Raw genomic sequence first — 24329 nt, 5'->3', positions numbered from 1 at the left:
TCTGCCTGCCGCTGCAAGTCGCTCAAACGACTCGTGCCGCCTCGTCGGAAGCCGATTGAGGCCAGCGCTGTAGCGCAGCACGGCCAACGTCGGTAAGCGCATAAACGCCGCGCTCGGCCCTGGCGAACCAGCCATAGACATTGTGAAGCAGGATATTGGCGGCGCGTGGCGAAATGGTTTTCAGATCGCGCGGGCGTTTTGGGCCGTCGACCATGGCAGCGGCGCAGGCCAGCGCGTCCTGCCGGTAAGCGGTCATCACCGGCGTACGGGAGCCGCCGCCGACTACAGGGTCGCCGCGCCGGCGCCGATGCTCGTCCACCAGGCGCGATCTTCGCCTCGGGTCTCGCCGGGGCGGCAAGGCGGCCGGACTGAGCAGCAATTCGACGTTGCCGGCGGAGCCAACCCCGAGAAGGCCGAAACCGAGCCGCCGGCACAGCGCACGGAACCGGCGATCGTGCTCGCGGCCCTTGCCTCGACTTGACATCCTCGCCGCGAGCCAGACCTCGTCGCATGACGCAGCACGGTCAACACCTTGAAGAATGAGCTCGAGGTTGAACTGCAGCTTCAATTCGCAGATGACGAGCACGGGCGGCTCGCCGTCACGCAGTCCCACGACATCGCAGCCGCCAACCTCGCCTTTGACAGTGAAGTCCAGACTCTCAAGAAACCGCTTCACCGGGATGTAGAGAGACGTTTCCTGCATGCGCGACGCATAGCCGATTCGTGGCTGGTTGGCACAGCATCACCGACAGGCGTTGCCACCGAGGGCAGATTTGCCACTCGTCAACACACGGAGCCATGCATCAAGCAATTTGCTGGGACTTGCCCACTCAGCCGTTAAGCCCTCAGCCCCCTCGCCTCGCCTCCGCGCTTGCGCGGGACCATCATATCCCTGGCCAGCAGGCGGCTCATCCGGCAGAATGCCATGAACGCCCGGCAAGCCTCCTCGGTCTCGACCAGGTCGACGGTGGCGCCGAAGCAGGCGTTGAACGCGGCCTGATAGACTGGGCCCTGGCGGCGAACCGGCCAGCCTTGCAGGAAATCCAGCGCCTGTTCGACGCTGTATATTTCCTCGACCGGCAGGCCAGGCGCGGTCGTGATGCGCACCGGCACCTCGAATTGCAATCTGTCCATTCCTGTCTCTCCAGAACGCGCAGCAACCCCGCTCGCCGCAAAAAGTTGCTTTGACCAGCTTTCCGCTCAGGCCCCGCTTCTTGCCCAGAAACTTCTTGCTCACAAAATATGTCGTCAGTGCGGACGAACGGCCCGGCATGGGGCCGGACACGCACAAGATGAAGCCGCAAAGCATGAATATCGCCGGCTTGAGCCCAATCGCCGGCAGTTCGTCCTTGAACCTGGCGCCGTCCGGTGCCAAATCTGGGGGACTTTTCTCGCGGGCTCAACAGAAGCCCTTTCACCCGGCAAGACGGACACAATGGTCACCTATCTCGACGCCGCCACGGCACCGCTCAGAAACACCGGCCAGATCCGCCTCTATGGCGAAGAAGGCTTTGCCGGCATGCGCAAGGCCTGCGATCTCACCGCGCGCTGCCTCGACGAACTGGTGTCGATCGTCGCGCCGGGCGTCACCACCGAAACCATCGACCGCTTCGTCTTCGAGTTCGGCATGGATCACGGCGCATTGCCGGCGACGCTCAACTATCGCGGCTACACCAAGTCCTCCTGCACCTCGATCAACCACGTCGTCTGCCATGGCATCCCCGACAGCAAGCCGTTGAAGGACGGCGACATCGTCAACATCGATGTCACTTACATCCTCGATGGCTGGCATGGCGATTCCTCGCGCATGTATCCGGTGGGCACGATCAAGCGCGCCGCCGAGCGCCTGCTCGAGGTCACGCATGAATGCCTGATGCGCGGCATCGCCGCGATCAGGCCCGGCGCCCGCACCGGCGCCATCGGCGCCGCCATCCAGACCTATGCCGAAGCCGAGCGCTGCTCGGTGGTGCGCGATTTCTGCGGCCACGGCGTGGGCCAGCTCTTTCACGATGCGCCGAACATCCTGCACTATGGCAGCGCCAGCGAGGGCGTCGAGATGCGGCCGGGCATGATCTTCACCGTCGAACCGATGATCAATCTCGGCCGGCCGCACGTAAAAGTGCTGTCGGATGGCTGGACGGCGGTGACACGCGACCGCTCGCTGTCGGCGCAGTACGAGCACACGATCGGCGTCACCGAAACCGGATGCGAGATTTTCACGCTGTCGCCAAAAAACCTCGACCGCCCCGGCCTGCCAGCATAGTGTTTGCGCGAGGGCCGGATCTTTCCGGTCAAGAAAATGCGGGCGGCCTATGGGAAAGACCAGCGACGATGACGAACGGATCTTCTTTCCCGAAACACCGATAAAACCGCTCGCGAAAGCCAATTCGGTCGATAAGTCGCCCGAAAAGCCGCACTATCTCGGCCATCGCGACCGCTTGCGCCAACGGTTTGCGGCCGGTTCCGACGCCCTCCCCGACTACGAATTGCTGGAGCTCTTGCTGTTTCGCCTGATCCCCCGCGCCGACACCAAGCCCGTCGCCAAGGCATTGCTGGCACGATTCGGCACGCTGGCCGAGGTGCTTGGCGCGCCGGTCGCGCGGCTTGAGGAGGTCAGAGGTATCGGCCCGACGGTGGCCCTTGAGCTGAAGATCGTTGCCGCCACGGCCCAACGCGCGGCGCGTAGCGAGATCAAGGGCCGCGAGGTGCTGTCGTCCTGGACGCAGGTTCTCGGATACTGCCGGTCGGTCATGGCCTTCGAGGAGCGCGAGCAGTTCCGTATCCTGTTTCTCGACAAGAAGAACGCGCTGATCGCCGACGAGGTGCAGCAGGTCGGCACCGTCGACCACACGCCGGTCTATCCGCGCGAAGTGGTCAAGCGCGCGCTCGAGCTCTCCGCCACCGCGATCATTCTGGCGCATAATCATCCGTCAGGCGACCCGACGCCGTCGCGCGCCGACATCGAGATGACCAAACTGGTCATCGAGACGGCCAAACCGCTCGGCATCGCCGTCCACGATCACATCATCATCGGCAAGAAGGGTCATGCCAGCATGAAGGGCCTGCTGCTGATCTGACGCCCTGCTTGAACATGCGTCGGCCCGAAAGCGTTCCGTCTGGTATCATGACACGCCAGGCAGTGACGGGCGTGCCGCGAGAACGCGGCCTCCGACCGCAACGACGAGCGCGACGATGATCAGTATTGCCGCGACTGCAAACGTGATGCGCAAACCGGTGGCGACGGCGTCGGGCCGCGCCGTTGGGATGTCGATGGCCTCTGAGGCGAATGCGAACACAGCGCCCATGACGGATGCGCCGGTGATGAGCCCGAGATTGCGCGACAAATTGAGCAAGCCGGAAATGACGCCCCGCTGGTCCGGGCGGATATCCGACATGACAGCGGTGTTGTTTGCCGTTTGAAACAGCGCATAGCCAGATGTGATGACGGCGATCGGGGCGATGTAGCCAGGGATGCCCGATATTGCCGGCATCACGGATAGAATGAAGCAACCGGCGGCTATCGCGATAAGCCCAATGACGGTCATGCGCCCAGCGCCAAAACGGTCGGCTATGCGACCAGCCGGCACACCTGTCAGCGCGGCGACAAGCGGACCGACCGACATGACGATGCCAACAACAGCGGCGTCGAGCCCGAGCGCACGAGACAGATAGAACGGCCCGACCACCAGTGTCGCCATCATCACCGTCGCAACGAGCGCGCTCGTGGCGAGGCTCGCGCTCAACGTCGTATTGCCGAAAGCGGCCCATCGGATCAAAGGCGACGCCACTCTCGCCTCGACAAGCACAAACAAACCGGCCGCGAAGACTGCAGCCACGAATAGAGCCAGGTTGAGCTGACCAAAACTGCCACGCCCGATCGTCATCGCGAGCGCATAGGCGCCAAGCGTCAGGGCAAGCAGCAGCGTGCCGACAACGTCGAAGCCGGCCCGATCCGTCTTCGGCTCCCGGCGATCAGCCGGCAGATAGCGGTAGGCGAGACAAAATGCCAGCAAGCCCAGTGGCACGTTGACGAGGAAGATCGCCCGCCAACTGGCTCCGGCAATCAGCAGACCGCCGAGCGAGGGACCGAGAGCGGTGCCGATCGCCGACATCGTTCCGAGCAGCCCCATGGCGCTGCCGGTCCTTGCCTTCGGCACCGTCTCACCGACAAAAGCCATGGTCAGGGTCATCATGATGGCCGCCGCCAAGCCCTGGGCCGCCCGGGCTGCAATCAGCAGCCAGAGCGTCGGCGCAACGCCACACAGGACCGAGGCCACCGTAAACAGGAACAGCCCGGCCAGCAGCAGCCGCCGGCGACCGGTGATGTCACCCAGTCGCCCGACGCTGACGATCAGGGTGGTGATGGCGAGGAGGTAAGCCAGCACGATCCACTGGACCTCCTGGAACGAGGCGTCGAACGCCTGCGTCAACGTCGGCAAGGCGACATTGGCGATGCTGATGCCGAGCGAGGACAGCAACATCGATAGCGAAAGGCTGGCGAGCGCCCACCGAACCGCAGGTGCCCGTTCTGGATTTTCGGCGACTGCCCGTCCTGCATCGATTGGCTTCAACATGAACTCCGTTTTCTGGCGCGACTCCCGAAACGGAGCTGGCAGACAGGTAGTCCTTTGCTTGAGATGGCGGAAGGCGCATCAATTTGCACGTAATTGTTGCGTTTGACGCCATGTCAGAGCGTGCCGGCCATGCTACGATCATCATATGTCGCATCCCGACCTCAATCTGCTTGTCACGCTTGACGTGTTGTTGACGGAAGGCAGCGTGGCGCGCGCCGCCAGAAGGCTGCGGCTGAGCCCGTCGGCGATGAGCAGGGCGCTGGCGCGATTGCGTGAGACGACGGGCGATCCGCTGCTGGTCAGGGCCGGACGCGGCCTCGTTCCGACACCTCGGGCCCTCGAGCTCCGCGAGCGCGTCGGTCAGCTTGTGCAGAGCGCCGAAGCCGTTTTGCGTCCTGTTGAGATACTCGACCTGAAACGGCTTGAGCGGACCTTCACGCTTAGAAACAGGGATGGCTTTGTCGAGAATTTCGGGCCGGATCTCATTGCGCGCGTCGACGAACAAGCACCGGGCGTGCGGCTGCGTTTTGTGCTGAAGCCGGACAAGGACAGCACGCCTCTGCGCGACGGTAGCGTAGACCTGGAAACCGGCGTTGTCGGAAAGGCCACGGGACCGGAGATGCGCGCGCAAGCGCTGTTCCGTGATCGTTTCGTCGGCGTCGTGCGGATGGGACATCCATTGTGCGAGGTCACGATGACCCCTGCCCGCTACGCAGCCGGCCGGCACATCCTCATCTCCCGTCGCGGACTCGACAGGGGACCGATCGACGATGCCCTTGCGCCGTTAGAGTTGAAACGGGAGATCGTGACGGTCGTCAGCGGCTTTTCGGAAGCTCTGGCTCTGGCGCGTGCCTCAGACCTGATCGCCAGCGTTCCCGAACGCTATACGGGAAACCTGCGCGATGGAATGTTCTGGTTCCCTCTGCCGGTTACCCTGCCGGAAATCTCGGTCTCACTTTTGTGGCACCCGCGGCTGGATGCCGATCCGGCGCACCGGTGGCTGCGCGGCTGCGTTCGAGACGTTTGCACCGGAAAAACTCACTGGATCTCTTAAAGCGCAACGGTCAAGGGAGCGTTGCTGATTTGATCACAGCAACTCTATGTTGCAGGTGCCGGCGATTCCGACCGACCGCCTCGCTGAACCCGGTTAGGTCGAAATCGGCCTCGCCTCGCCCCGACAGCAGCCGAATCGCCAGGGACAGCAGGAGCCGGTCGGCGAAAAAACAATCGCCTTTATCGCGTCGGCACCATTCCGAACCAGCCTCCTCCCCCGCGAGCCGGCGGCCTTTCACGATCCGGCAGAACGCCGTGTTGTTCGCTGCCCCAGCAGGTTTTTTCTTCGCCGCAGCCTTCTTCTTCTTGGGTTCTTCCACATCATCGCCATTGCGTTTTCGTCTGACGGGAAGACCGCACTAGAATTTCGACCGGAAATCGAGCTATGATGCATTTGGCATTTCCTGGGACGGCTTCGCGCCCTTGGAATGCCGGGAGGAACGGGATATGGCCATAGCGCTTGTACTCGTTTTGGTAGTTGTGGGCTCAGTGTTGTTCCACTTCCTGAGCCCATGGTGGTGGACGCCGATTGCCTCTAATTGGGACTATATCGACAACACCATCATCATCACCTTCTGGATCACCGGCGTCGTCTTCGCCGCCGTCGTCCTATTCATGGCTTATTGCGTCTTCCGCTTCCGTCACCGGGAGGGCAACCAGGCTGCATACGAACCCGAGAACAAGCGGCTCGAATGGTGGCTGACGATCGTCACCGCAATCGGCGTCACCGCCATGCTGGTTCCCGGCCTGTTCGTCTGGAATCAGTTCGTCAGCGTCCCAAGCGACGCAACCGAGGTCGAAGTCGTCGGCCAGCAATGGCAGTGGAGTTTCCGCTTGCCCGGCAAGGACGGCAAGCTCGGCACGTCCGACACCCGCAACGTCAGCCCTGAAAATCCTCTCGGCGTAGACCCCAGTGACGCCAACGGCCAGGACGATGTCGTCGTCGAAGCCGCCGATCTGCATCTGCCGGTCGGCAAGCCGGTCAAGATGCTGCTCCGCTCGATCGATGTGCTGCACGATTTCTACGTGCCGGAATTCCGCGCCAAGATGGACATGATCCCGGGCTCGGTCACCTATTTCTGGTTCACCCCGACCAAGACCGGAACTTTTCAGGTCCTGTGTGCCGAGCTTTGTGGCCAGGGGCACCCGTTGATGAATGGCGTGGTGATGGTCGACACGCCGGAAGACTATCTGGCGTGGCTCGGCGAACAGCAGACTTTTGCGCAATTGTCGGCCCCCCAGCAGGTGGGCTCGGCAGAGTAGACGCCGGCAAAGACGGCGATTTGGGTTGAAATTGCGGCACGGCTCGAAACTGTCGAGCCTGGCCGAAAAGGACACGGAGGTGTTCCTATATGGTCGATGTCACACCTGCAGATGGGGTACCGCCGGCCGAAGTCGCGGAGATGGAACTCTACCATCCGCACAGCTGGTGGACGAAGTACGTCTTTTCGCAGGACGCCAAGGTCATCGCCATCCAGTATTCGGCGACGGCGACGGCAATCGGCATGGTGGCGCTGGTGCTGTCCTGGATGATGCGGCTGCAGCTCGGCTTCCCCGGCACCTTCGACTTCATCACCCCGGAAGCCTACTACCAGTTCATCACCATGCACGGCATGATCATGGTGATCTACCTGCTCACGGCATTGTTCCTGGGCGGATTCGGCAACTACCTGATCCCGCTGATGGTCGGCGCGCGCGACATGGTCTTTCCCTATGTCAACATGCTGAGCTACTGGATCTACCTGCTCGCCGTGCTGGTTTTGGTGTCGAGCTTCTTTGCGCCCGGCGGACCGACCGGCGCCGGCTGGACGCTCTACCCGCCGCAGGCGATCATGACCGGCACACCAGGCGGCCAGGACTGGGGCATCATCCTGATGCTCGTCTCGCTGATCCTGTTCATTATCGGCTTCACCATGGGCGGCTTGAACTACGTCGTGACGGTGCTGCAGGCCCGCACACGCGGCATGACGCTGATGCGCCTGCCGCTGACCGTCTGGGGTATCTTCACCGCGACAGTCATGGCGCTGCTCGCCTTCCCGGCGCTGTTTGTCGCCTGCGTGATGATGCTGTTCGACCGTGCGCTCGGCACCAGCTTCTTCATGCCGGCCATCGTCGAGATGGGCGAACAACTGCAGCACGGCGGCGGCAGCCCGATCCTGTTCCAGCATCTGTTCTGGTTCTTCGGCCACCCCGAGGTCTACATAGTGGCGCTGCCGGCCTTCGGCATCGTGTCCGACCTGATCAGCACCCATGCGCGCAAGAACATCTTCGGCTACCGGATGATGGTCTGGGCCATCGTCGGCATCGGCGCGCTGAGCTTCGTGGTCTGGGCGCACCACATGTATGTCAGCGGCATGCATCCCTATTTCGGCTTCTTCTTCGCCACCACGACATTGATCATTGCCGTCCCGACCGCGATCAAGGTCTACAATTGGGTGCTGACATTGTGGCGCGGCGACATCCACCTCACCGTGCCGATGCTTTTTGCGCTGGCCTTCATCGTCACCTTCGTCAATGGCGGGCTGACCGGACTGTTTCTCGGCAACGTCGTCGTCGACGTTCCGCTATCGGACACGATGTTCGTCGTTGCCCATTTCCATATGGTCATGGGCGTTGCCCCGATCCTCGTGATCTTGGGGGCGATCTATCACTGGTACCCGAAGGTCACTGGCCGGATGCTGAACGAGGCCATGGGCCAGTTCCATTTCTGGGTCACCTTCCTCGGGGCCTATCTGATTTTCTTTCCCATGCACTACATCGGCCTGATGGGCGTGCCGCGCCGCTACAACGAACTGACCGCCACGACGGTGATGACCGAGTCGGCCCACGATCTGAACGCGTTCATCAGCATCATGGCGTTCCTCGTCGGCTTCGCCCAAATCGTGTTCCTGTTCAATCTGATCTGGAGCATTCGCCACGGCCGCGAGGCCGGCGGCAATCCGTGGCGCGCCACGACGCTTGAATGGCAGACGTCCGAAACACCGCCCGCCCATGGCAATTTCGGCAAGGAACTGCCAATCGTCTATCGCTGGGCCTATGACTACAGCGTCCCGGGCGCCAAGGAGGACTTTATCCCGCAAAACATGCCGGGCTCCTTCGGATCCTCCAGGGAGCCGGCATGAGCGTCATTCTGGTCTTCCTCCTCGTCATCGTCGGCTTTGTCGGATGGTGGCTTTCCCATCAGCGGCTGATGGCCAAGCCATGGCTCGAGCAAGGTTTGATCGGGGATATTATAGGCCCGGAAGGATCGGCGCTGCCGACCGCCAAGATCGGGCTCGGCGTCTTCCTCGCCGTCGTCGGCTGCCTGTTTGCGCTTTTCACCAGCGCCTACTTCATGCGCATGGCGCTGTCGGACTGGCAGGCGCTGCCGCTGCCGCGCGTGCTCTGGTTCAACACCGGCGTGCTGGTCCTGAGCAGCATCGCGCTGCAATGCGCCTCGGTCGCTGCGCGCCGGGGCGAGATCGACGCGGTCAGGCTCGGCCTCGTCACGGCTGGGCTCACCGCGCTTGCCTTCCTGGTTGGACAGCTTGTGGCTTGGCGGGAACTGACCGCCGACGGCTACTTGCTGACCGCCAATCCGGCCAACAGTTTTTTCTACCTGATAACCGGGATGCATGGGCTGCACATACTGGGCGGGCTGGTGGGCCTGGGCAGAACAACTGCCGGCGCCTGGAACGGAGCACGGCCGGAGCGGCTTCGCCTCAGCGTCGAACTGTGCGCCATGTACTGGCATTTCCTGCTTTTCGTCTGGCTCGCCATTTTTGCACTTCTGGCCGGCTGGGCCGCGACTTTTATCGAAATTTGCCGACAGCTGCTGACCTAGGAGGGCCGGACGGATGGCAGACACGACAGTGACGCATACCGGCCAGGCACAGGCGCGGCCGGCTGGCTTGCAAGGCGTCGCCGCCGACTGGTCCTCGGATCAGCGCGCGTTCAAGAACGTGTCCTGGGGCAAGGCCATGATGTGGATCTTCCTGCTCAGCGACACCTTCGTCTTCGGCTGCTTCCTGCTCTCCTACATGACCGCGCGCATGTCCACCCGAGTGCCGTGGCCCAATCCGAGCGAGGTCTTTGCCCTTCATATCGGCGGCTCGAATATTCCACTGATCCTTATCGCGATCATGACCTTCGTGCTGATCTCGAGCAGCGGAACGATGGCCATGGCGGTGAATTTCGGCTACCGCCACGACCGCCGCAAGACGGCGATCCTGATGCTTTTGACCGCAGCGCTCGGCGCAACCTTCGTCGGCATGCAGGCCTTCGAATGGACCAAGCTGATCTCCGAGGGGGTGCGGCCCTGGGGCAATCCGTGGGGTGCGGCGCAGTTCGGGTCATCCTTCTTCATGATCACCGGCTTTCACGGCACCCATGTGACGTTCGGGGTGATCTTCCTGATCATCGTCGCGCGAAAGGTCTGGCGCGGAGATTACGAAACCGGCCGGCCCGGGTTCTTCACCAGTCGCAGGGGCCGCTACGAGCACGTCGAGATCATGGGGCTCTACTGGCATTTCGTCGACCTGGTCTGGGTGTTCATTTTCGCATTCTTCTATCTTTGGTGAGAGGCAGACATGGCTTTGGTGAGAGGCAGATATGGCTGAAGCAACCGCAAACGGTCTGGGGCAACATACGCTGCACGGAACGCAAGCGCATGATGCGGCAGCAGCAGGCATTGCCCCTGCGGAAGTCCATCAGGAGCACCCGATCAGGCTCTATCTGGTGGTCTGGGCATGGCTGTTCATCCTCAGCGCCTGCTCCTATCTGGTCGACTATGTCGGCCTCCACGGCTATCTCAGATGGTCGCTGATCTTGATCTTCATGATGCTCAAGGCCGGGCTGATCGTCGCGGTCTTCATGCACATGGCCTGGGAGCGGCTGGCGCTGACCTATGCGATCATATTGCCGCCGATCCTGGTGCTGGTGTTCGTGGCAATGATGGTCTTCGAATCGGAGTACACGCTTCTCACCCGGACGCTGTTTTTTGGGACCGAGCCCTGACGCGCAATCCGGGTTCGGGCAGCATTTCCCGTCGCGGGCCGGAGGGGCTGTTCACGGCCCGCTCTGCGTTGCCTTGAAACGGTCGACAGCTGGCCCATTTTTGTCACCACCGGAAAACGACAGAAGGAGAACGATTTTCGTCGGTTCTCCGTCGCGAACTCCAGGAAGGGAGGCTCAAGATGACGATCGCAAACAGATTGAAGGACTTTATCGACGAGAAAGGAATTTCCTACGATACCGTCGAGCACCACCGCACGTCGACAAGCAGGCAGTCCGCCCTAGCGGCACATGTGCCCGGCAGCATAATGGCCAAATCGGTGGTGGTTCACCACGACGGTGGCTATGCGCTGGCCGTGGTCCCGAGCACGCACAGGATCGAGCTCGGCACATTGCAGGACGTCATGCACCAGCGTATTGGGCTCGCCTCCGAGGACGAGGTGGTTTCGCTCTTCGAGGATTGCGACACCGGCGCCATCCCGCCGATCGGCGCGGCCTACGATGTGCCGGTGATTGTCGATGAAAGCCTCGGCAATGCCGGCGATATCTATTTCGAGGGTGGCGACCACAGGACGCTCGTGCATGTCAGCGGCAAGGATTTCCGCAACCTGACCAGCGACGCACAGCAAGCCCGCTTTAGCTACCCGGCTTACTAAGCACTCTTGCCAACCTGCCGCAGCGGCCTCTCGCCGGTGCGGCAGGGCAGAGTTTTTTCAGTCCGCCGGTCTGGTGGAGGCTGGCGATTCCACGACTTTCCGATAGACGTGCCAGGTGGCGTGACCGAGGATCGGCAGCACCACCGCCAGCCCGGCGAACACCGGCAGCGAGCCTATGATCAGGGCGACGGCGACAATCAGGCCCCAGACAGCCATCACGATCGGGTTCGCCAGGACCACCCGCACCGAGGTGTGGATGGCTTCGTAGGCGCCGACGTCGCGGTCGAGCAACAACGGGAACGCGACGACCGTGGTGCACAACACCACCGCGGCGAAAACGAAGCCGATCGCGTGGCCAACGATAATCAGCGTCCAGCCGCGCCCGGTGGCGAATATTTCACTGATGAAGCTGGGCAGTGATTCCGGCGGGGCTGGACCGAACACCTGCTGATAAAATATCTGCGCGGTCAACAGCCAGGCGACAAAGATCGCAAGCAGCATGATCCCGACCGCCGCGATGGCCGGCAGCGCTGGAGAATTCCTGACCTCGAAAGCGTGGCTCCATGAGGCGTCGAGCCCGGCCTCCCGCCTCCGGCTGATCTCATACAGGCCGAGCGCCGCGAACGGGCCAATCAGCGCAAAACCAGACACCAGCGGAAACAACAGCGGCAACGTGTTGTTGCCCGACGTCCAGACAGCGAGCACGACGCCGACAAGCGGATAAATCAGGCAGAGGAAAACGATGTGCGACGGTTTGACCATGAAATCGTCGACGCCACGCTTGAGCGCGTCGAAAAGGTCGGAAACGCCTATCTTTCGAATTCTGGTGTGCTCCAGCGTCTCGCTGGCGCCTGCAATCACGTGAAAACTTGCCATGACCATTCCTCCAGACCAGGTCCGGTAAAGGTCGCGATTTCACGGTGCTGTCGTTCAGCGTGACTGGCCACGCAAAACCGCGACCCGCACCATGATCAACATACGCTCTTGCATGGCATTTGTCGCCGCCCTTTGTCTGCGGGGACGGCTCCGGTGATCCCGCTAGCTCTAACGGCCTTTCTTCGCTAGTCTCAAAGCTGGGTTGAAGGGTGAAGGTCATGGATGGAAAGACCGTTCTTATACTCGGCCTTGGCATAGTTATTCTGCTGGTGCTGGGATTCTGCGCAGTGCCAACGTGAGGTTTGAGCAGGTTCGGACGCACCTCGTTCAGCAATCGCCGATTCTCAACCCGGCAAACAATCCGAGAACATCAGGATTCAATGCAGCCACGAGGCAGGTCATGCCGTCAATTTCCGGCTGACATGACGACACGCATTGCAACGGTATCGGCAAGCAGCACGGCAAAGATCGCGAAAAGATAGAGAATCGAATAGGCAAACAGCGCCTTTGCGCGTTTCATCTCCCACCCTTCAGCCAATCTTTTGTCGACCAGAAGCTTCCAGGCATGCCAGATGAAACCCGCGCCCAATGCGGCCGAAACAATCCCGTACAATCCGCTCGCGAATCCGACAGCCCAAGGGAGCACGCCGATTGGCGCCAGGATCAGCGAATAGACGAAGATTTGCTTTCTGGTCGAAGCCTGGCCGGCCACGTTCGGCATCATCGGAATGCCGGCCGCAGCATAGTCGCCGATCTTGAACAGCGCGAGCGCCCAGAAATGCGGCGGCGTCCAGAGGAAAATGATCAGAAACAGGACGAGACTTTCAACCCCGACGGCGCCGGTGGCGGCCGCCCACCCGATGACCGGAGGAAGCGCGCCCGCGGCACCACCTATGACGATGTTCTGCGGCGTCGAGCGTTTCAGCCACATCGTGTAGATGACGACGTAGAAGAAGATGGTGAAGGCCAGCAGCGATGCGGCGAGCCACCCCACCAGCACGCCGAGCGTCATGATCGAAAGTACGGAAAGCACCATGCCGAAGCCGAGCGCTTCGCCTGGCGTGACCCGGCCTGACGGGACCGGCCGCTTTGAGGTGCGCGACATCAACGCGTCAATATCGGCATCGTACCACATGTTGAGTGCCCCGGCCGCTCCCGCTCCAACCGCAATTGCACCGATTGCAATCACGGCGATGACCGGGTTCATCGCCCCGGGCGCCACCATCAGGCCGACGAAAGCGGTAAAGACAGCAAGCGCCATGACGCGTGGTTTCAAAAGCGCGAAGAAATCACTGACCGTCGCTTCAGAGATCTGGATACCGGTATCCTTGAGGCCGCTTTCCCGAGCCGACATTTCAGGCGACTACCGATTGGCACACGCAATCTGGCCGGCCCATCGGCCGACGGAAGAACCGGGTTACTTCCTGGCGGAAGAACCGGGTTACTTCCTGGCGGAAGAACCGGGTCATTTGGAGAATTGCTTCAGATAGGCGATGACGTTGGCGAGATCCTCGTCCTTCTTGAGGCCGGGAAACGCCATCTTCCCACCTTTGATCATGGCCTTGGGATCGCGAAGATAATTCGTCAGCGTGGCGTCGTCCCATTTGACGCCGGACGCGCCCGCCTCAGTCATGGCTTTGGAATACTTGAACCCGGGATGCGTGCCGGCCGTCCGGCCGATGACGCCGCTCAGCGACGGACCGACCTTGTTCTGGTCCTTGTCAACGACGTGACAAACCTTGCATTTGGCGAAGACCTTCTCACCGGCGGCGGCATCCTGTGCCTGGGATTGGCTCGTGACAAAGGTCGCAACGGACACGACTGCGAAAAACGCGATTGCACGCATGGCATTTCCTCCCCGATCGCCAAATCTGCCTTGGACGATCTGCGCCTGCCGACACTTTCGCCGTCATGCGCCCCTTGCACGACAGAGCGGAATATCCGCGTCTCCCGCATGGAATTGCGGCATCTACATACCACAAAATCTGGCCGGCAGATAGAAGAAGTCGACCAGCAAGATTGGCGCCGAAGCGACGAGGCAGGCCGATCGGCGTCGAGCGCAATCGGAACGCATACCGGGTAATGGCGTTAGACCAGCTACGGTTAAACATCTGGAAGATCAAAAGATCAGAGAAGTGTATGAACGACAGGAGCGACCTGGAGGTGCGCCACGGCACCCGCACGATCGACGGCGACACCGTCTTTTACAGACAAGCAGGTCCTGAAACCGCGCCGGTGTTGCTGCTTCCGCATGGCTATCCCTGCTCATCCTTCCAATATCGCCGGCTGATGCCGGCGCTCGCCGATCGGTGGCGGACGGTCGCGCCGGATTTCCCCGGCTTTGGCTACAGTGGCGATCCGGCACGGTTCGGTTATGATTTTGATGCCTATGCAACGTTCCTGGAGCGGTTCACCGACGCGCTGGAGCTCGACAGCTACGCGCTATGGTTGCACGACTACGGCTCGCAGATCGGCCTGCGCCACGCCATAGCGCACCCATCGCGGATCAGGGCCCTGATCATCCAGAATGGCGACATCTACGCCGATGCTCTTGGCCCGAAATACGAAACGATCCGGCGCTTCTGGCGTGATCCTTCGCCAGCCAACCGTGCACCGCTCGAACAGGCGGTGAGCGAAGACGGCTTTCGCGCCGAGTTCGTAGGCGAAGTCGATGACGACGTCGCTCGACGTGTCCCGCCCGATCTGTGGAAGTTGCATTGGCCGCTGATGGATACGCCTGTGCGCCGTGCGCTTTCGGTCGGACTGATGGAGAAGCTCAAAGCTAATCTCGACTGGTTCCCTCGTTACCAGGCATACCTGCGCGAACACCGGCCACCGGCAATGATCCTTTGGGGAACGAAGGACGAATACATGCCCGAGCCGGCAGCGCGCGCCTATCTGCGCGATCTCCCCGAGGCCGAGCTGCATTTGCTGGACGACGCAGGGCACTGGCTGCTGGAGACACACTTCGAGGTCGCCCTGCCACTGGTGCGACGGTTTCTGGGCAAGGTCCTGCATTAATCGCCCGCACAACACCGCAGCGGATCCGCCATCGCTGCCCCATCCTCATGACAATCCATCGAGAGGAGCGCACTCCATGATCGACAACGCCGCAATCGCCCGGATCTGGCGGGGAACGACACGCCGTGATCTGGCGGACGTCTACGAGCCCTATTTACGCCGCGAAGGCATTCCGCCGCTTCAGGAGAAGGCACTTGGCGTGCAGTTGTATCGCGAAGAAGAGACAGAGTTCGTGACGATCTCGTACTGGCCTGATGTCGAAGCCATGGCGAGCTTCACCGGCGGTGACCCGCATAAGATCCATCACCTGCCGCGCGACGAAGAGTTCCTCGTCGAGTTGCCCGAACGGGTCACCGTGATGCGAATCATCGTCAATCAGTCGTCTCGCGATTAGGGCGGCGGCGACGGCTGATACTCGCGATTTCGTCAGCGGAGTCCTAAAGACAGGCGGCCATCAGCGCGTCGGTCTCAATCCCGGGCGCGACGAATTCCTGCACGAAGCCCCCATCCTTCAACACCAGGACCCGGTCGCAGACCTTGGGCAGTTCCTCGATCTCGCTGGACACGAAAATGATGCTTTTCCCCTCTCCGGCAAGCCGCCGGATGAGAGCGTAGATTTGCGACTTCGCTTCGACGTCGACACCGCGGGTCGGCTCGTCGAGCAGCAGGATCCGGCTGCCGGCATAGATCCAGCGGCCGATCACCACTTTCTGCTGGTTACCGCCCGAAAGCGTGCCGACCGGCGTATCGATACGCGCCGTCTTGATGCCGATACGACGGATGGTGTCGCCTGCCGCTTCTGCCATCTTTGATGCCGAGATCACCCCGTTCACCGCCACCTTCGAGAAGTCGGTGGCGACGGTGTTTTCGTCCACACCGAGCAGCGGCATGATGCCGTCCTCCTTGCGGCTTTCCGGCGTCATGCCGATACCGCTCTTGACCCGCTCGCCATAGGAGCCGCGAGTGATGTCCTTTTCATCGAGCAGGACCGTGCCGGCGCGCACGGCATCGAGCCCGCCGATCGCCCTGAGCAACTCGGTGCGGCCGGAGCCGAGCAGTCCGGCAAAGCCCAGCACTTCACCGCGCTTGAGGTCGAAGCTGACACCGGCGAGCTTCGGCGGCACGGCAAGATGCCGCACCGACAGCACCGTATCGCCTCCCCTCGCCTCGCCGACGAGCCGATCCTTCTGCTCGCTGTGACCGAGCATCAGCCGGATGATCTCTGCGGTGTCGGCGCCGGCAACCTCGACGGTTCCCGCAACCCTGCCGTCGCGCATCACCGTGGCGGCCTCGGCGATCTGCCGGATCTCGCTCATGCGATGGCTGACATAGATCACCGCGATGCCGGCGGCGGCCAGGCTGCGCACTGCCTTGAACAGGAGTGCGACCTCGGCGGCCGCAAGCGAGCTGGTCGGCTCATCGAGGATGACGAGCTTCGGTTCGCCGATCATGACGCGGGCGATCTCGACGAGTTGTCGTTCGGCCGGGCTCAGCGTCGCGACGCGGCGGCGCGGATCGAGCTTCAGCCCGAGTCGGGCCAGCGTCTCGCGCGCCTGATGTTCCATTTCGCCATGGGAAAGCACGCCCATACTGGACGGCCAGCGACCGAGGAACAGATTCTCGGCGATGCTCATGCCGACGATCAGGCTGAGCTCCTGATAGACGGCGCGCACACCGAGCCGGGCAGATTCGACCGTGCGCTGGGTGCCGGAACCGGTCAGCGCCGCGCCATCGATCGTGACCTCGCCGCTGTCAGGTACAGTGGCCCCGGTCAGCAGCCGGATCAGTGTCGATTTCCCCGCACCATTCTTGCCGAGCAAGGCACGGACTTCGCCCTGGTGAATTTCGAAATCGACATCGTCGAGCGCAAGCACGCCGGGATATTGCTTCGTCGCGTTATGCACTGCGGCGACCAAGGTCTGCCGATCCTGCTGGCGCGCAGTCTGCATGGGCTGATCCTCCCGGTTCCCGTCACGCGCCGAAAATGCGGCGTTCGCGATAGCGCGTGACCAGGATATTGGCGAGCACGGCGGCGACGATAATGACGCCGCGCACCACTTCCTGGAAGAACGGATTGATGCCGCGCAGCACCAGCCCGTTGCCGATCAGCGTGATGACGAAGACCCCGAGCAGCGTGCCAAGCATCGAGCCGCGTCCACCTGATAGCGCCGTGCCGCCGATGACGACGGCGGCGATCACGTCAAATTCAAGGCCGGAAGCGGTGCCGGCATTGCCGGAGCCGAGGCGCGCGGTCAACAGCACGCCGGCAAGTGCGGCCATCACGCCCGACGTGGTGAAGATCAGCACGCGAATGCGCGCGACGTTGATGCCGCACAGTTCGGCGGCATTGGCATTGCCGCCGACGGCAAAGATCGACCGGCCGTAGGCGGTCTTCTGGCTGATGAAGGAGAAGATGGCGAATAGCACCAGCATGACGATGGCCGAGGTGGGGATGCCTAATATCTTGTCGGCAAGGATGTCGAGGAAGGCGTTGGCGGGAAAGGTGACCGGCAGCGCATTGGTGGTGAAGAACGACATGCCGCGCAGCGCGCTCCACAGACCGAGCGTGGCGACGAAGGACGGCACCCCGAAATAGGCGCGCAACGATCCGGCGAAGGTGCCGAGCGCGCCGCCGATGGCAAGCGCAGCCAGGATGGCGAGCGCGACATTGACGTCGGCTTTCAGCATGAAGGCGAGGCAGACGGAGGTGAAGGCGACCATCGGCCCGACGCTGACGTCGATTTCGCCGGCGATGATGATCAGCGTCACCGCCCAGGCGGCGATCGCGATAGAAGCCGCGTCGCGTAACAGCGATAGGTGATTGTTGGCCGACAGAAAGCCATTGGTGGTCGCGCCAAAGCCGAAATAGAGCAGGAGCAAAATGACGATCAGGCCGATCTCATTCATATCGAGCGCGAGCAGGCGAAAGCGGCGCCGACGGCTGGAGGTGGTTGTGGTCGCACTCATCGCATTCTTCCTCGTCAGGAGCGGTGGCAAGTGTAGCGGACGGAGCCTGTGAGGCCTTCACCGGGTGCCAGCCTTACCAGCCCGCCGCCGGAGGGCATGTTGTGCCCGTCGGCGCTGTGGCTCATTGGTTCGAAACAGAAGAAATCATAGTCGTAGCCAGCATCGAAGGCCGGATCGGAGACAAAGACCAGATAGCGCGAAAAGAGCGGATCGGCATCGATCGCCAGCGAAATCCCGTTCTCAGGCCAGTCGATCTTCGCCTCGCCGTTCCAGCCCTCGAAGACCGTGTTGACCCAGCGGCGCGGCAGGCCGCGCGGCTGGGAGAAGTCGATATCGCCAGCGACCGGATGCTCGACGGTCGGCAGCCAGGAAGAATCCTCTTCCCAATAGGAGCGAGCGGCCGCCTTGAGCGTGGTCTCTTTTGTTAACGGAAAATACGGGTGCCAGCCCAGACCAAATGGGAGCGCGAACTCGCCACGATTGGTGACGGACAGTGTCGTCGTCAGCGTCGGACCGGCGAGCGTGAAGCGCTGCTCGGCATCGTAGGCATAGGGGGTCTCGGTGCCGCGATGGCCAAAGGAAAGCACGATCTCGCCTTTCGCATGGCTGGCAAGGCGCCATTCGCCGGTCCAGCCGTCGCCATGCAGATAGTGCCTGTCCCAGCCCATATTGGGTTCGAGCGAATGCTTGCGGCCTTCGAAGGAAAAACGGTTGCCGCGCACCCGGTTGCCGAAAGGCACCAGCGGAAAGCAGCCCGATTTCAACGCCGCGCGTTCCCGCCCTTGCGACGGCTGGCGGAAGAGCGGCGTCTCCAAGCTGTCCGAGCGGGAAATGAAGCGCCAGATCGCTCCGCCGGTCGTGGTGACTGTCAGGCTTATTGCTTCGTTGGCGATTTCGATATCGGCCATCGCTCACTCCGGAAATTCGACGATGACTTTTCCGGAGCGCCCGCCTGCCATCAGTGCATAGGCCTCGGGCGCTTTTTCCAGCGGGAAGGCGTCGGTGATAATATCATGCGGGTGCAGGCCCCAGGCGTCGAGGTCCTCGCAGCACTGGTCCATATTGTGGACGCTGGTCACCCATGAGCCGTAGATGGTCCGCTGGCGGTGCAGGAGGTCGTCGCTGACGTCGAACTCGACCTTGCCGGTTTCCCCGATATAGACGCAGCGCCCCCATGTCCGCGTCGCCTGCAGCGCCAGCACCCGGCCGCGCGGATTGCCGGAGCAGTCGATGGCGACCGCCGCACCGCCCTTGGTCAACTCGTTAATGGCGCCGAGCGCGTCCGGCCCGGCGACGAAGCCGCGATCGAGCAGGCCAAGTTTTTTCGCCGTCTCGACCCGGTCGGGCTGAGTGTCGACACCGATCGCCAGGTGCGCGCCACGGCCCTTGGCCAGCATCAGCGCCGCCATGCCGACCGGCCCGAGACCGACGACGAGCACCGCATCGCTACCCGAAACATTGCCGCGCAGCACGGCCTCATAAGCGGTGCCGACGCCGCACGAGATGAAGCAGCCGTCGCGATAAGACAGTGTGTCAGGCAGGTGCACGAGATCGCGCTCGTCGGCGACGAGATATTCAGCGTGGCCACCGTCGCGCTGCCAGCCATAGGCGGCACGCTGCGGATCGGTGCAGGATATCTGGAACCCCTTACGGCAGTTGCGGCAGAAGCCGCAGCCGGAAATATGATAGACGGCGACACGATCGCCCGGCTTGAAATGCCGGCAGCCGGCGCCAAGATCGACCACCTGCCCGGCCGGCTCATGCCCCGCCACGACGCCCTGATAGGACGTGCGCGGATCGTCGCCGAGATGCTTGTGATAGATGTAATGGATGTCGCTACCGCAGATGCCGGACGCCTTCATCTTTAGAAGCACCTGGCCGATGCCCGGCTTCGGACGGTCGATTTCGCGCAGGTCGACTGTGGAATTGCCTGGAAGGTAGGCGGCAAGCATTTTTGGCATGGTCAAGCTCCGGACCCCGGTCCATTCAACCGCGGGCAGTATCCGAGATTGTCGGTTTCCCGAAAGGACTGGCCGCCGGGATGCGGCCACCAGTATCGCATGTTCGGGAGGATGCGATCAGGATAGGCCGTCCTTGTGGGTTTCGAGCCACTTCTTGGCCTCGTCTGCCGATTTGAAGATCGATATGCCCATCGGCACGATGATGTCGGCGGCTTTCTTGCCTTCGGCGCCATTCAGCGCCTGTTCGAGCGCCAGCTTGCCGATGCCCTGGCCGGACACGTCGGCGACTGCCTTCATAACCGAGAAGTCGGCGAGTTCGGTCGCGGCTGAAGACGTCATATCGGCGGCGAAGACGACGACTTTTCCGGCCAGGCCGCGTTGCTTGATGGTGCGCACCGCACCGGTGCCGGCATCGCCACCCTCGCCGAAGAAAGCGTCGATATCTGGATTGGCCGACAGCATCTGATCGCTGACCGACACGGCATCATCGAGCACCGTGCCGCGCTGGTTCGCAGCGATGACGTAGCCCGGAACCTTGGCTTTGAGCGCCGCTTCGAAGCCCTCGCGGCGCTTGACGCAGACTTCAACGAACTCGCAGTTGAGCACGCCGATCTTCGGTTCCTTGATCCCCTGAGCGATGAAATAATCGGCCGCGACGTCGCCGAGCTGGCGACCGAACTCCGTCGGATCGGCGACCGCATAGGCATAGACATATTTCTTCATGTCGGCGTCGTTGATGCAGGTGTTGTAGCACACGACCGGAATGCCGGCCTCATGCGCCCGCTTGATGGCGCGCACCGAACCGTCGGCGGAGACGGCGGACAGGATGATCGCCTTGACGTTTGCCGAGATCAGGCGGTCGATGAAAGAGGCTTCGGCGCCCGGATCGGCGCGAGCATTCGTCTCGAGCAGGTCGATCTCCTTGCCCATCGATTTGGCGCTGTCCTGGATGCCCTTGCGCACGGCGGCATAGAAACCGACGTCATCGAGATAGATGGCGCCGATGCCGGTCGAATCGGCCAGCGCCGGCGCGGCCACCGAACCAACCGTGGCCGCAGCAAGCGCTGCGATTGCAAACTGCTTTATGGATTTCATGTCGTCCTCCCAACGGATGGTGAATTGCGCCCGTCGCGGCGCCGCAGCCGGGTCGGGCTGCAGGCTCTCCCTACGGAACTTGCCCAATCCGAGATTAGCGTCATAGATCGGATCAAACTGATTTATAGATAATATGTTTAATACGGCTGTCAACACATTATTCGAATCCCGCATTGCGGGGAAGTGGCATTTTACCGTGATCCGCCGCCGCAATTGGACGTTGAACATAATGTCAAAGTCGACTAATGTGCCGGATAGATATGATCTATTAATGGATTGCGCAGGAGTCTCCGAGTGAGGATCACAAGCATCGAAACCCGCGTGGTCAACGCGGAAATGCGAAACTGGGTGTTCGTGAAGGTGCTGACCGATGACGCGGGGCTTCATGGCTGGGGCGAAGCGACACTGGAATGGAAGACCCGGGCGGTGGTCGGCGCGGTCGAGGATCTGGCGCCGCTGATTATCGGGCGCGACCCTCGCGACATCGAGCAGTCCGTGCGGATCATGCGTAAGCAGTCGTTCTGGCGGCTCGGCGCGATCGGCATGAGTGCGATCTCGGGTATCGAGATGGCATTGTGGGACATCATGGGCAAGCATTTCGGCGTGCCAGTGTGGCGGTTGCTTGGCGGCAAGGTGCGCGACAAGGTCGGCGTCTATACCCATCTCGGTCTTGGCGACATGCGCGCCGTTTACGAGACGATGGAGGCTGATCCATTGGTCGAACGCGCGCATGCCGTGGTCGAGAAAGGCTACCGGGCCTTCAAGGCGGTGTTCATTCCCTATACCCACTATCACGCTCCACTGCCCGACGTGGACAAGGTGGCGCGGCTGATGGAGGCGCTGCGTAATGCAGTCGGACCTGGGATCGAGATCATGGTGGATTTTCATGGCCGCCCGGCGTCGGTTTCCGCCGCACTTGCCTATGTCGAGGCGCTCGCCCCCGGTCGGCCGATGTTCATCGAAGAGCCATTGCCGCCCGGCGACACGGTCGGCTTGAAAGCGCTCGCCGCCCATACCTCGGTGCCGCTGGCGACCGGAGAGCGACTGGTCGAGCGCGCCGAATTTGCCGAACTGCTTTCGGCGGGCGCGGTCAGCATCATCCAGCCCGACATCTGCCATTGCGGCGGTCTCTCCGAGGCCAAGAAGATTGCTGCCCATGCCGAGTCTGTTGGCGTCGGCGTCGCTCCCCATAACCCGCTCGGGCCGATCGCCGGCGTCGCCGCCCTGCACTTCGCCGTCTCGACACCAAACCATATCGTCCAGGAGGAAATGGTCGGCGCGGTGCCGTGGTATTTCGACGTGGTCAAGGGCCCGATTCGCATGGTTGACGGTTTCTGGCAGGTCCCCGAAGCGCCGGGTCTCGGCATCGAGGTCGACGAGGCGGTCTGCGCGCGCTATCCCTTCGCGCCCGAGGTACTGCACACGCAGAACGCCGTAATGCCGGACGGTACTATCGTCGACTGGTGAGGACGGGCCGACTGTTGAGGATGGCCAACTGTTGAGGATGCAATGACTGGACGCCTGCAGGACAAGGTCGCGATCATAACCGGCGCCGGGCGCGGTATCGGTGAGGCGATCGCTCGGGCCTTCCATCGCGAAGGCGCCAAAGTCGTCATCGCCGAGATCGATCACACGACCGGCGAAGCGGTCACAACGGATCTTTCGCCAAACAGGGCAAGCGCCCTGTTCGTGCCATGTGACGTCCGCCAGACCGCTTCCGTCGAAGCCGTCGCCGCGCTGGCGAAGGAGACCTTTGGCAGGATTGATATCCTCGTCAACAATGCCGGCATCAACGTCTTCCACGAGCCGCTGGAAACAAGCGAAGCCGAATGGCGGCGCTGCTTCGATATCGATCTCGACGGTGTCTGGCGCATGAGCAAGGCTGTGCTGCCGGCCATGCTCGACCAGGGCGCCGGCTCGATCGTCAACATTGCGTCCACGCACAGTTTTTCGATCATTCCCGGTTGCTTCCCCTACCCCGTCGCCAAGCACGGGCTTTTGGGCCTCACCCGGGCGCTCGGCATCGACTACGCTGCAAAGGGTATTCGAGTGAACGCCATCGCACCCGGCTACATCGAGACGCAGATCGCCGTCGACTACTGGAGCACTTTTCCGGACCCCGAGGCCGAACGGCAGCGTACCTACGATCTGCACCCGCAAAAACGCATTGGCAAGCCCGAGGAGGTGGCGATGACGGCGGTGTTCCTCGCCTCTGATGAGGCACCCTTCGTCAACGCCGCCTGCATCGTCGTCGATGGCGGCCGGTCGGTGCTCTACCATGACTGACAGCGTCGTTGCGTAGCGCGCCAGTCGCGCCTATGAGGTGCAAAGCTGAAGAAGGGCCGGGAAACCATGGCATCTGACCTCGCGATCGCCGAAGACGGTTCGTGGCGCCTGGCCGAAGGCGCCGGTGGCAGCCGCATCCACGATTCCGTGGTCAACGTGCTCGGCAGTCGCATCCTTGGCGGCGTCTATCGGCAAGGCGACATGCTGCCGCGCGAGGAAGAACTCTGCGCCATGTTGGGTGTGAGCCGCACCTCGGTGCGCGAAGCGATCAAGGTGCTGTCGGCAAAGGGGCTGGTCGAGGCGCGCCGCCGGGTCGGCGTGCGCGTCCTGTCGCGCGATGACTGGCGGCTACTCGATCCCGTGGTGCTGAGCTGGCACCCGGATATCAAGAATGACAGCGAACTGATTTCCGGTTTGATCGAGGCACGCCGCATCTTTGAACCCGCTGCGGCCGAACTTGCCGCCAGGCGCGCCACCGGCTCCGATCTCGCAGCGATCGAGGCTGCCTTCAACTCCATGCGCGATTCGATCCCGCACGACCTCGACGGGGTCTGCCGAGCGGACCTGGCTTTCCACCGCAGCGTGATAGCGGCAAGCCACAACGTCGTGCTGAAAGGGTTGATCGGGATGCTGGAGGCGGCGCTGAGCGCGTCCTTCCTCGTCACCAACAGGCTGATGGAAGCGCAGTCGCGGGCGCTGGCGGCGCATCAAACCGTGCTCGAGGCGATCCGTATGCGGGATACGGCCGGAGCCAGGGCCGCAATGAACCGGCTGCTCGATATCGCCGCCGACGATCTGCAGGTCGCCTAGAAGATGAAAGGCCGCCTCGAGGGCGGCCTTTCACATCC

The 24329-nt window shown here is 62.3% G+C and carries 26 protein-coding genes; 14 read left to right on the top strand and 12 right to left on the bottom strand.

What is annotated here, in order from left to right; translation table 11 throughout:
* Positions 1-22: 22 nt before the first annotated feature.
* On the bottom strand, positions 23-703 hold the full coding sequence (locus BLT09_RS22890) for a DUF2161 domain-containing phosphodiesterase (RefSeq protein WP_023802536.1): 681 nt from the start codon (positions 701-703) through the stop codon (positions 23-25).
* Between the two features lie 134 nt (positions 704-837).
* Positions 838-1134: a DUF982 domain-containing protein gene (locus tag BLT09_RS22885; protein ID WP_091597008.1), complete on the bottom strand. Its 297-nt coding sequence runs from the start codon at positions 1132-1134 to the stop codon at positions 838-840.
* 301 nt (positions 1135-1435) lie between these two features.
* Between BLT09_RS22885 and map the strand changes: the two genes are divergently transcribed.
* Entirely contained in the window at positions 1436-2263 is an 828-nt protein-coding gene (map, locus tag BLT09_RS22880; RefSeq protein ID WP_023802538.1) for a type I methionyl aminopeptidase, read from the top strand.
* A gap of 49 nt (positions 2264-2312) precedes the next feature.
* A complete protein-coding gene (gene radC, locus BLT09_RS22875; RefSeq protein WP_027156241.1) occupies positions 2313-3077 on the top strand; it encodes a RadC family protein in 765 nt (254 codons plus the stop codon).
* A 45-nt stretch (positions 3078-3122) separates the two neighbouring features.
* Here radC and BLT09_RS22870 read toward each other — a convergent pair whose 3' ends face one another.
* Positions 3123-4571, bottom strand: coding sequence for an MFS transporter (locus BLT09_RS22870; RefSeq protein ID WP_413468445.1), 1449 nt, complete (start codon positions 4569-4571; stop codon positions 3123-3125).
* A 148-nt stretch (positions 4572-4719) separates the two neighbouring features.
* Here BLT09_RS22870 and BLT09_RS22865 point away from each other — a divergent pair, with 148 nt between their 5' ends.
* On the top strand, positions 4720-5628 hold the full coding sequence (locus BLT09_RS22865; protein WP_091597002.1) for a LysR family transcriptional regulator: 909 nt from the start codon (positions 4720-4722) through the stop codon (positions 5626-5628).
* A gap of 10 nt (positions 5629-5638) precedes the next feature.
* Here BLT09_RS22865 and BLT09_RS22860 read toward each other — a convergent pair whose 3' ends face one another.
* Positions 5639-5947: a hypothetical protein gene (locus BLT09_RS22860; protein ID WP_091596999.1), complete on the bottom strand. Its 309-nt coding sequence runs from the start codon at positions 5945-5947 to the stop codon at positions 5639-5641.
* Positions 5948-6074: 127 nt separating this feature from the next.
* Here BLT09_RS22860 and coxB point away from each other — a divergent pair, with 127 nt between their 5' ends.
* From coxB to BLT09_RS22830, 6 genes are all read left to right on the top strand, one after another.
* The gene (coxB, locus tag BLT09_RS22855; protein ID WP_023802543.1) at positions 6075-6890 is read left to right on the top strand and encodes a cytochrome c oxidase subunit II; all 816 of its coding nucleotides are present in this window, start codon (positions 6075-6077) and stop codon (positions 6888-6890) included.
* A gap of 89 nt (positions 6891-6979) precedes the next feature.
* On the top strand, positions 6980-8749 hold the full coding sequence (gene ctaD / locus BLT09_RS22850; protein ID WP_023802544.1) for a cytochrome c oxidase subunit I: 1770 nt from the start codon (positions 6980-6982) through the stop codon (positions 8747-8749).
* The gene (locus tag BLT09_RS22845) at positions 8746-9450 is read left to right on the top strand and encodes a cytochrome c oxidase subunit 3 (protein ID WP_091596997.1); all 705 of its coding nucleotides are present in this window, start codon (positions 8746-8748) and stop codon (positions 9448-9450) included. Before ctaD ends, BLT09_RS22845 begins: the two co-directional genes overlap by 4 nt.
* Positions 9451-9463: 13 nt before the next feature.
* A complete protein-coding gene (locus tag BLT09_RS22840) occupies positions 9464-10186 on the top strand; it encodes a heme-copper oxidase subunit III family protein (protein WP_023802546.1) in 723 nt (240 codons plus the stop codon).
* Positions 10187-10217: 31 nt separating this feature from the next.
* Positions 10218-10622: a cytochrome C oxidase subunit IV family protein gene (locus BLT09_RS22835; RefSeq protein ID WP_091596994.1), complete on the top strand. Its 405-nt coding sequence runs from the start codon at positions 10218-10220 to the stop codon at positions 10620-10622.
* Between the two features lie 179 nt (positions 10623-10801).
* Positions 10802-11275, top strand: a complete 474-nt coding sequence (locus BLT09_RS22830) for an aminoacyl-tRNA deacylase (RefSeq protein WP_023802548.1) — start codon at positions 10802-10804, stop codon at positions 11273-11275.
* Between the two features lie 57 nt (positions 11276-11332).
* Here the strand turns inward: BLT09_RS22830 and BLT09_RS22825 are convergent, their stop codons facing one another.
* From BLT09_RS22825 to BLT09_RS22815, 3 genes are all read right to left on the bottom strand, one after another.
* On the bottom strand, positions 11333-12151 hold the full coding sequence (locus tag BLT09_RS22825; RefSeq protein ID WP_091597213.1) for a DUF2189 domain-containing protein: 819 nt from the start codon (positions 12149-12151) through the stop codon (positions 11333-11335).
* A gap of 406 nt (positions 12152-12557) precedes the next feature.
* Complete coding sequence (locus BLT09_RS22820) at positions 12558-13505, bottom strand: heme o synthase (protein ID WP_091596990.1); 948 nt, start codon at positions 13503-13505, stop codon at positions 12558-12560.
* A 111-nt stretch (positions 13506-13616) separates the two neighbouring features.
* Positions 13617-13997, bottom strand: coding sequence for a c-type cytochrome (locus BLT09_RS22815; RefSeq protein ID WP_091596987.1), 381 nt, complete (start codon positions 13995-13997; stop codon positions 13617-13619).
* Positions 13998-14290: 293 nt separating this feature from the next.
* Here BLT09_RS22815 and BLT09_RS22810 point away from each other — a divergent pair, with 293 nt between their 5' ends.
* A complete protein-coding gene (locus tag BLT09_RS22810) occupies positions 14291-15172 on the top strand; it encodes an alpha/beta fold hydrolase (RefSeq protein ID WP_091596984.1) in 882 nt (293 codons plus the stop codon).
* Positions 15173-15248: 76 nt separating this feature from the next.
* Positions 15249-15566, top strand: a complete 318-nt coding sequence (locus BLT09_RS22805) for an antibiotic biosynthesis monooxygenase family protein (protein WP_091596982.1) — start codon at positions 15249-15251, stop codon at positions 15564-15566.
* A 43-nt stretch (positions 15567-15609) separates the two neighbouring features.
* On the opposite strand, the gene BLT09_RS22800 is transcribed toward BLT09_RS22805, so the two are convergent.
* The 5 genes from BLT09_RS22800 to BLT09_RS22780 form a co-directional block, all read right to left on the bottom strand.
* Complete coding sequence (locus BLT09_RS22800) at positions 15610-17121, bottom strand: sugar ABC transporter ATP-binding protein (RefSeq protein ID WP_091596979.1); 1512 nt, start codon at positions 17119-17121, stop codon at positions 15610-15612.
* A 22-nt stretch (positions 17122-17143) separates the two neighbouring features.
* Entirely contained in the window at positions 17144-18139 is a 996-nt protein-coding gene (locus tag BLT09_RS22795; protein ID WP_091596976.1) for an ABC transporter permease, read from the bottom strand.
* 14 nt (positions 18140-18153) lie between these two features.
* Positions 18154-19047 carry an aldose 1-epimerase gene (locus BLT09_RS22790; protein WP_091596974.1) on the bottom strand — a complete coding sequence of 298 codons (894 nt, stop codon included), beginning with the start codon at positions 19045-19047 and terminating at the stop codon, positions 18154-18156.
* 3 nt (positions 19048-19050) lie between these two features.
* Positions 19051-20100, bottom strand: a complete 1050-nt coding sequence (locus BLT09_RS22785) for a zinc-dependent alcohol dehydrogenase family protein (RefSeq protein WP_091596971.1) — start codon at positions 20098-20100, stop codon at positions 19051-19053.
* Positions 20101-20217: 117 nt separating this feature from the next.
* On the bottom strand, positions 20218-21195 hold the full coding sequence (locus BLT09_RS22780) for a substrate-binding domain-containing protein (protein ID WP_091597210.1): 978 nt from the start codon (positions 21193-21195) through the stop codon (positions 20218-20220).
* Between the two features lie 294 nt (positions 21196-21489).
* Here BLT09_RS22780 and dgoD point away from each other — a divergent pair, with 294 nt between their 5' ends.
* The 3 genes from dgoD (at position 21490) to BLT09_RS22765 (ending at position 24291) form a co-directional block, all read left to right on the top strand.
* Positions 21490-22662 carry a galactonate dehydratase gene (gene dgoD / locus BLT09_RS22775; protein WP_091596967.1) on the top strand — a complete coding sequence of 391 codons (1173 nt, stop codon included), beginning with the start codon at positions 21490-21492 and terminating at the stop codon, positions 22660-22662.
* 42 nt (positions 22663-22704) lie between these two features.
* Positions 22705-23481: an SDR family oxidoreductase gene (locus BLT09_RS22770; RefSeq protein ID WP_091596964.1), complete on the top strand. Its 777-nt coding sequence runs from the start codon at positions 22705-22707 to the stop codon at positions 23479-23481.
* A gap of 66 nt (positions 23482-23547) precedes the next feature.
* Positions 23548-24291, top strand: coding sequence for a FadR/GntR family transcriptional regulator (locus tag BLT09_RS22765; RefSeq protein ID WP_091596961.1), 744 nt, complete (start codon positions 23548-23550; stop codon positions 24289-24291).
* Positions 24292-24329 lie beyond the last annotated feature (38 nt).

Source organism: Mesorhizobium muleiense (assembly GCF_900099905.1).
In the GTDB taxonomy this organism is placed as follows: domain Bacteria; phylum Pseudomonadota; class Alphaproteobacteria; order Rhizobiales; family Rhizobiaceae; genus Mesorhizobium; species Mesorhizobium muleiense.
This window is presented reverse-complemented; position numbering and strand designations above follow the sequence as displayed.

Bases quoted from the DNA above. Each gene is read 5' to 3' on its own strand.
- BLT09_RS22890 (WP_023802536.1), bottom strand. From the start codon at position 703: ATGCAGGAAACGTCTCTCTACATCCCGGTGAAGCGGTTTCTTGAGAGT.
- BLT09_RS22885 (WP_091597008.1), bottom strand. From the start codon at position 1,134: ATGGACAGATTGCAATTCGAGGTGCCGGTGCGCATCACGACCGCGCCT.
- map (WP_023802538.1), top strand. From the start codon at position 1,436: ATGGTCACCTATCTCGACGCCGCCACGGCACCGCTCAGAAACACCGGC.
- radC (WP_027156241.1), top strand. From the start codon at position 2,313: ATGGGAAAGACCAGCGACGATGACGAACGGATCTTCTTTCCCGAAACA.
- BLT09_RS22865 (WP_091597002.1), top strand. From the start codon at position 4,720: ATGTCGCATCCCGACCTCAATCTGCTTGTCACGCTTGACGTGTTGTTG.
- coxB (WP_023802543.1), top strand. From the start codon at position 6,075: ATGGCCATAGCGCTTGTACTCGTTTTGGTAGTTGTGGGCTCAGTGTTG.
- ctaD (WP_023802544.1), top strand. From the start codon at position 6,980: ATGGTCGATGTCACACCTGCAGATGGGGTACCGCCGGCCGAAGTCGCG.
- BLT09_RS22845 (WP_091596997.1), top strand. From the start codon at position 8,746: ATGAGCGTCATTCTGGTCTTCCTCCTCGTCATCGTCGGCTTTGTCGGA.
- BLT09_RS22840 (WP_023802546.1), top strand. From the start codon at position 9,464: ATGGCAGACACGACAGTGACGCATACCGGCCAGGCACAGGCGCGGCCG.
- BLT09_RS22835 (WP_091596994.1), top strand. From the start codon at position 10,218: ATGGCTGAAGCAACCGCAAACGGTCTGGGGCAACATACGCTGCACGGA.
- BLT09_RS22830 (WP_023802548.1), top strand. From the start codon at position 10,802: ATGACGATCGCAAACAGATTGAAGGACTTTATCGACGAGAAAGGAATT.
- BLT09_RS22825 (WP_091597213.1), bottom strand. From the start codon at position 12,151: ATGGCAAGTTTTCACGTGATTGCAGGCGCCAGCGAGACGCTGGAGCAC.
- BLT09_RS22820 (WP_091596990.1), bottom strand. From the start codon at position 13,505: ATGTCGGCTCGGGAAAGCGGCCTCAAGGATACCGGTATCCAGATCTCT.
- BLT09_RS22815 (WP_091596987.1), bottom strand. From the start codon at position 13,997: ATGCGTGCAATCGCGTTTTTCGCAGTCGTGTCCGTTGCGACCTTTGTC.
- BLT09_RS22810 (WP_091596984.1), top strand. From the start codon at position 14,291: ATGAACGACAGGAGCGACCTGGAGGTGCGCCACGGCACCCGCACGATC.
- BLT09_RS22805 (WP_091596982.1), top strand. From the start codon at position 15,249: ATGATCGACAACGCCGCAATCGCCCGGATCTGGCGGGGAACGACACGC.
- BLT09_RS22800 (WP_091596979.1), bottom strand. From the start codon at position 17,121: ATGCAGACTGCGCGCCAGCAGGATCGGCAGACCTTGGTCGCCGCAGTG.
- BLT09_RS22795 (WP_091596976.1), bottom strand. From the start codon at position 18,139: ATGAGTGCGACCACAACCACCTCCAGCCGTCGGCGCCGCTTTCGCCTG.
- BLT09_RS22790 (WP_091596974.1), bottom strand. From the start codon at position 19,047: ATGGCCGATATCGAAATCGCCAACGAAGCAATAAGCCTGACAGTCACC.
- BLT09_RS22785 (WP_091596971.1), bottom strand. From the start codon at position 20,100: ATGCCAAAAATGCTTGCCGCCTACCTTCCAGGCAATTCCACAGTCGAC.
- BLT09_RS22780 (WP_091597210.1), bottom strand. From the start codon at position 21,195: ATGAAATCCATAAAGCAGTTTGCAATCGCAGCGCTTGCTGCGGCCACG.
- BLT09_RS22770 (WP_091596964.1), top strand. From the start codon at position 22,705: ATGACTGGACGCCTGCAGGACAAGGTCGCGATCATAACCGGCGCCGGG.
- BLT09_RS22765 (WP_091596961.1), top strand. From the start codon at position 23,548: ATGGCATCTGACCTCGCGATCGCCGAAGACGGTTCGTGGCGCCTGGCC.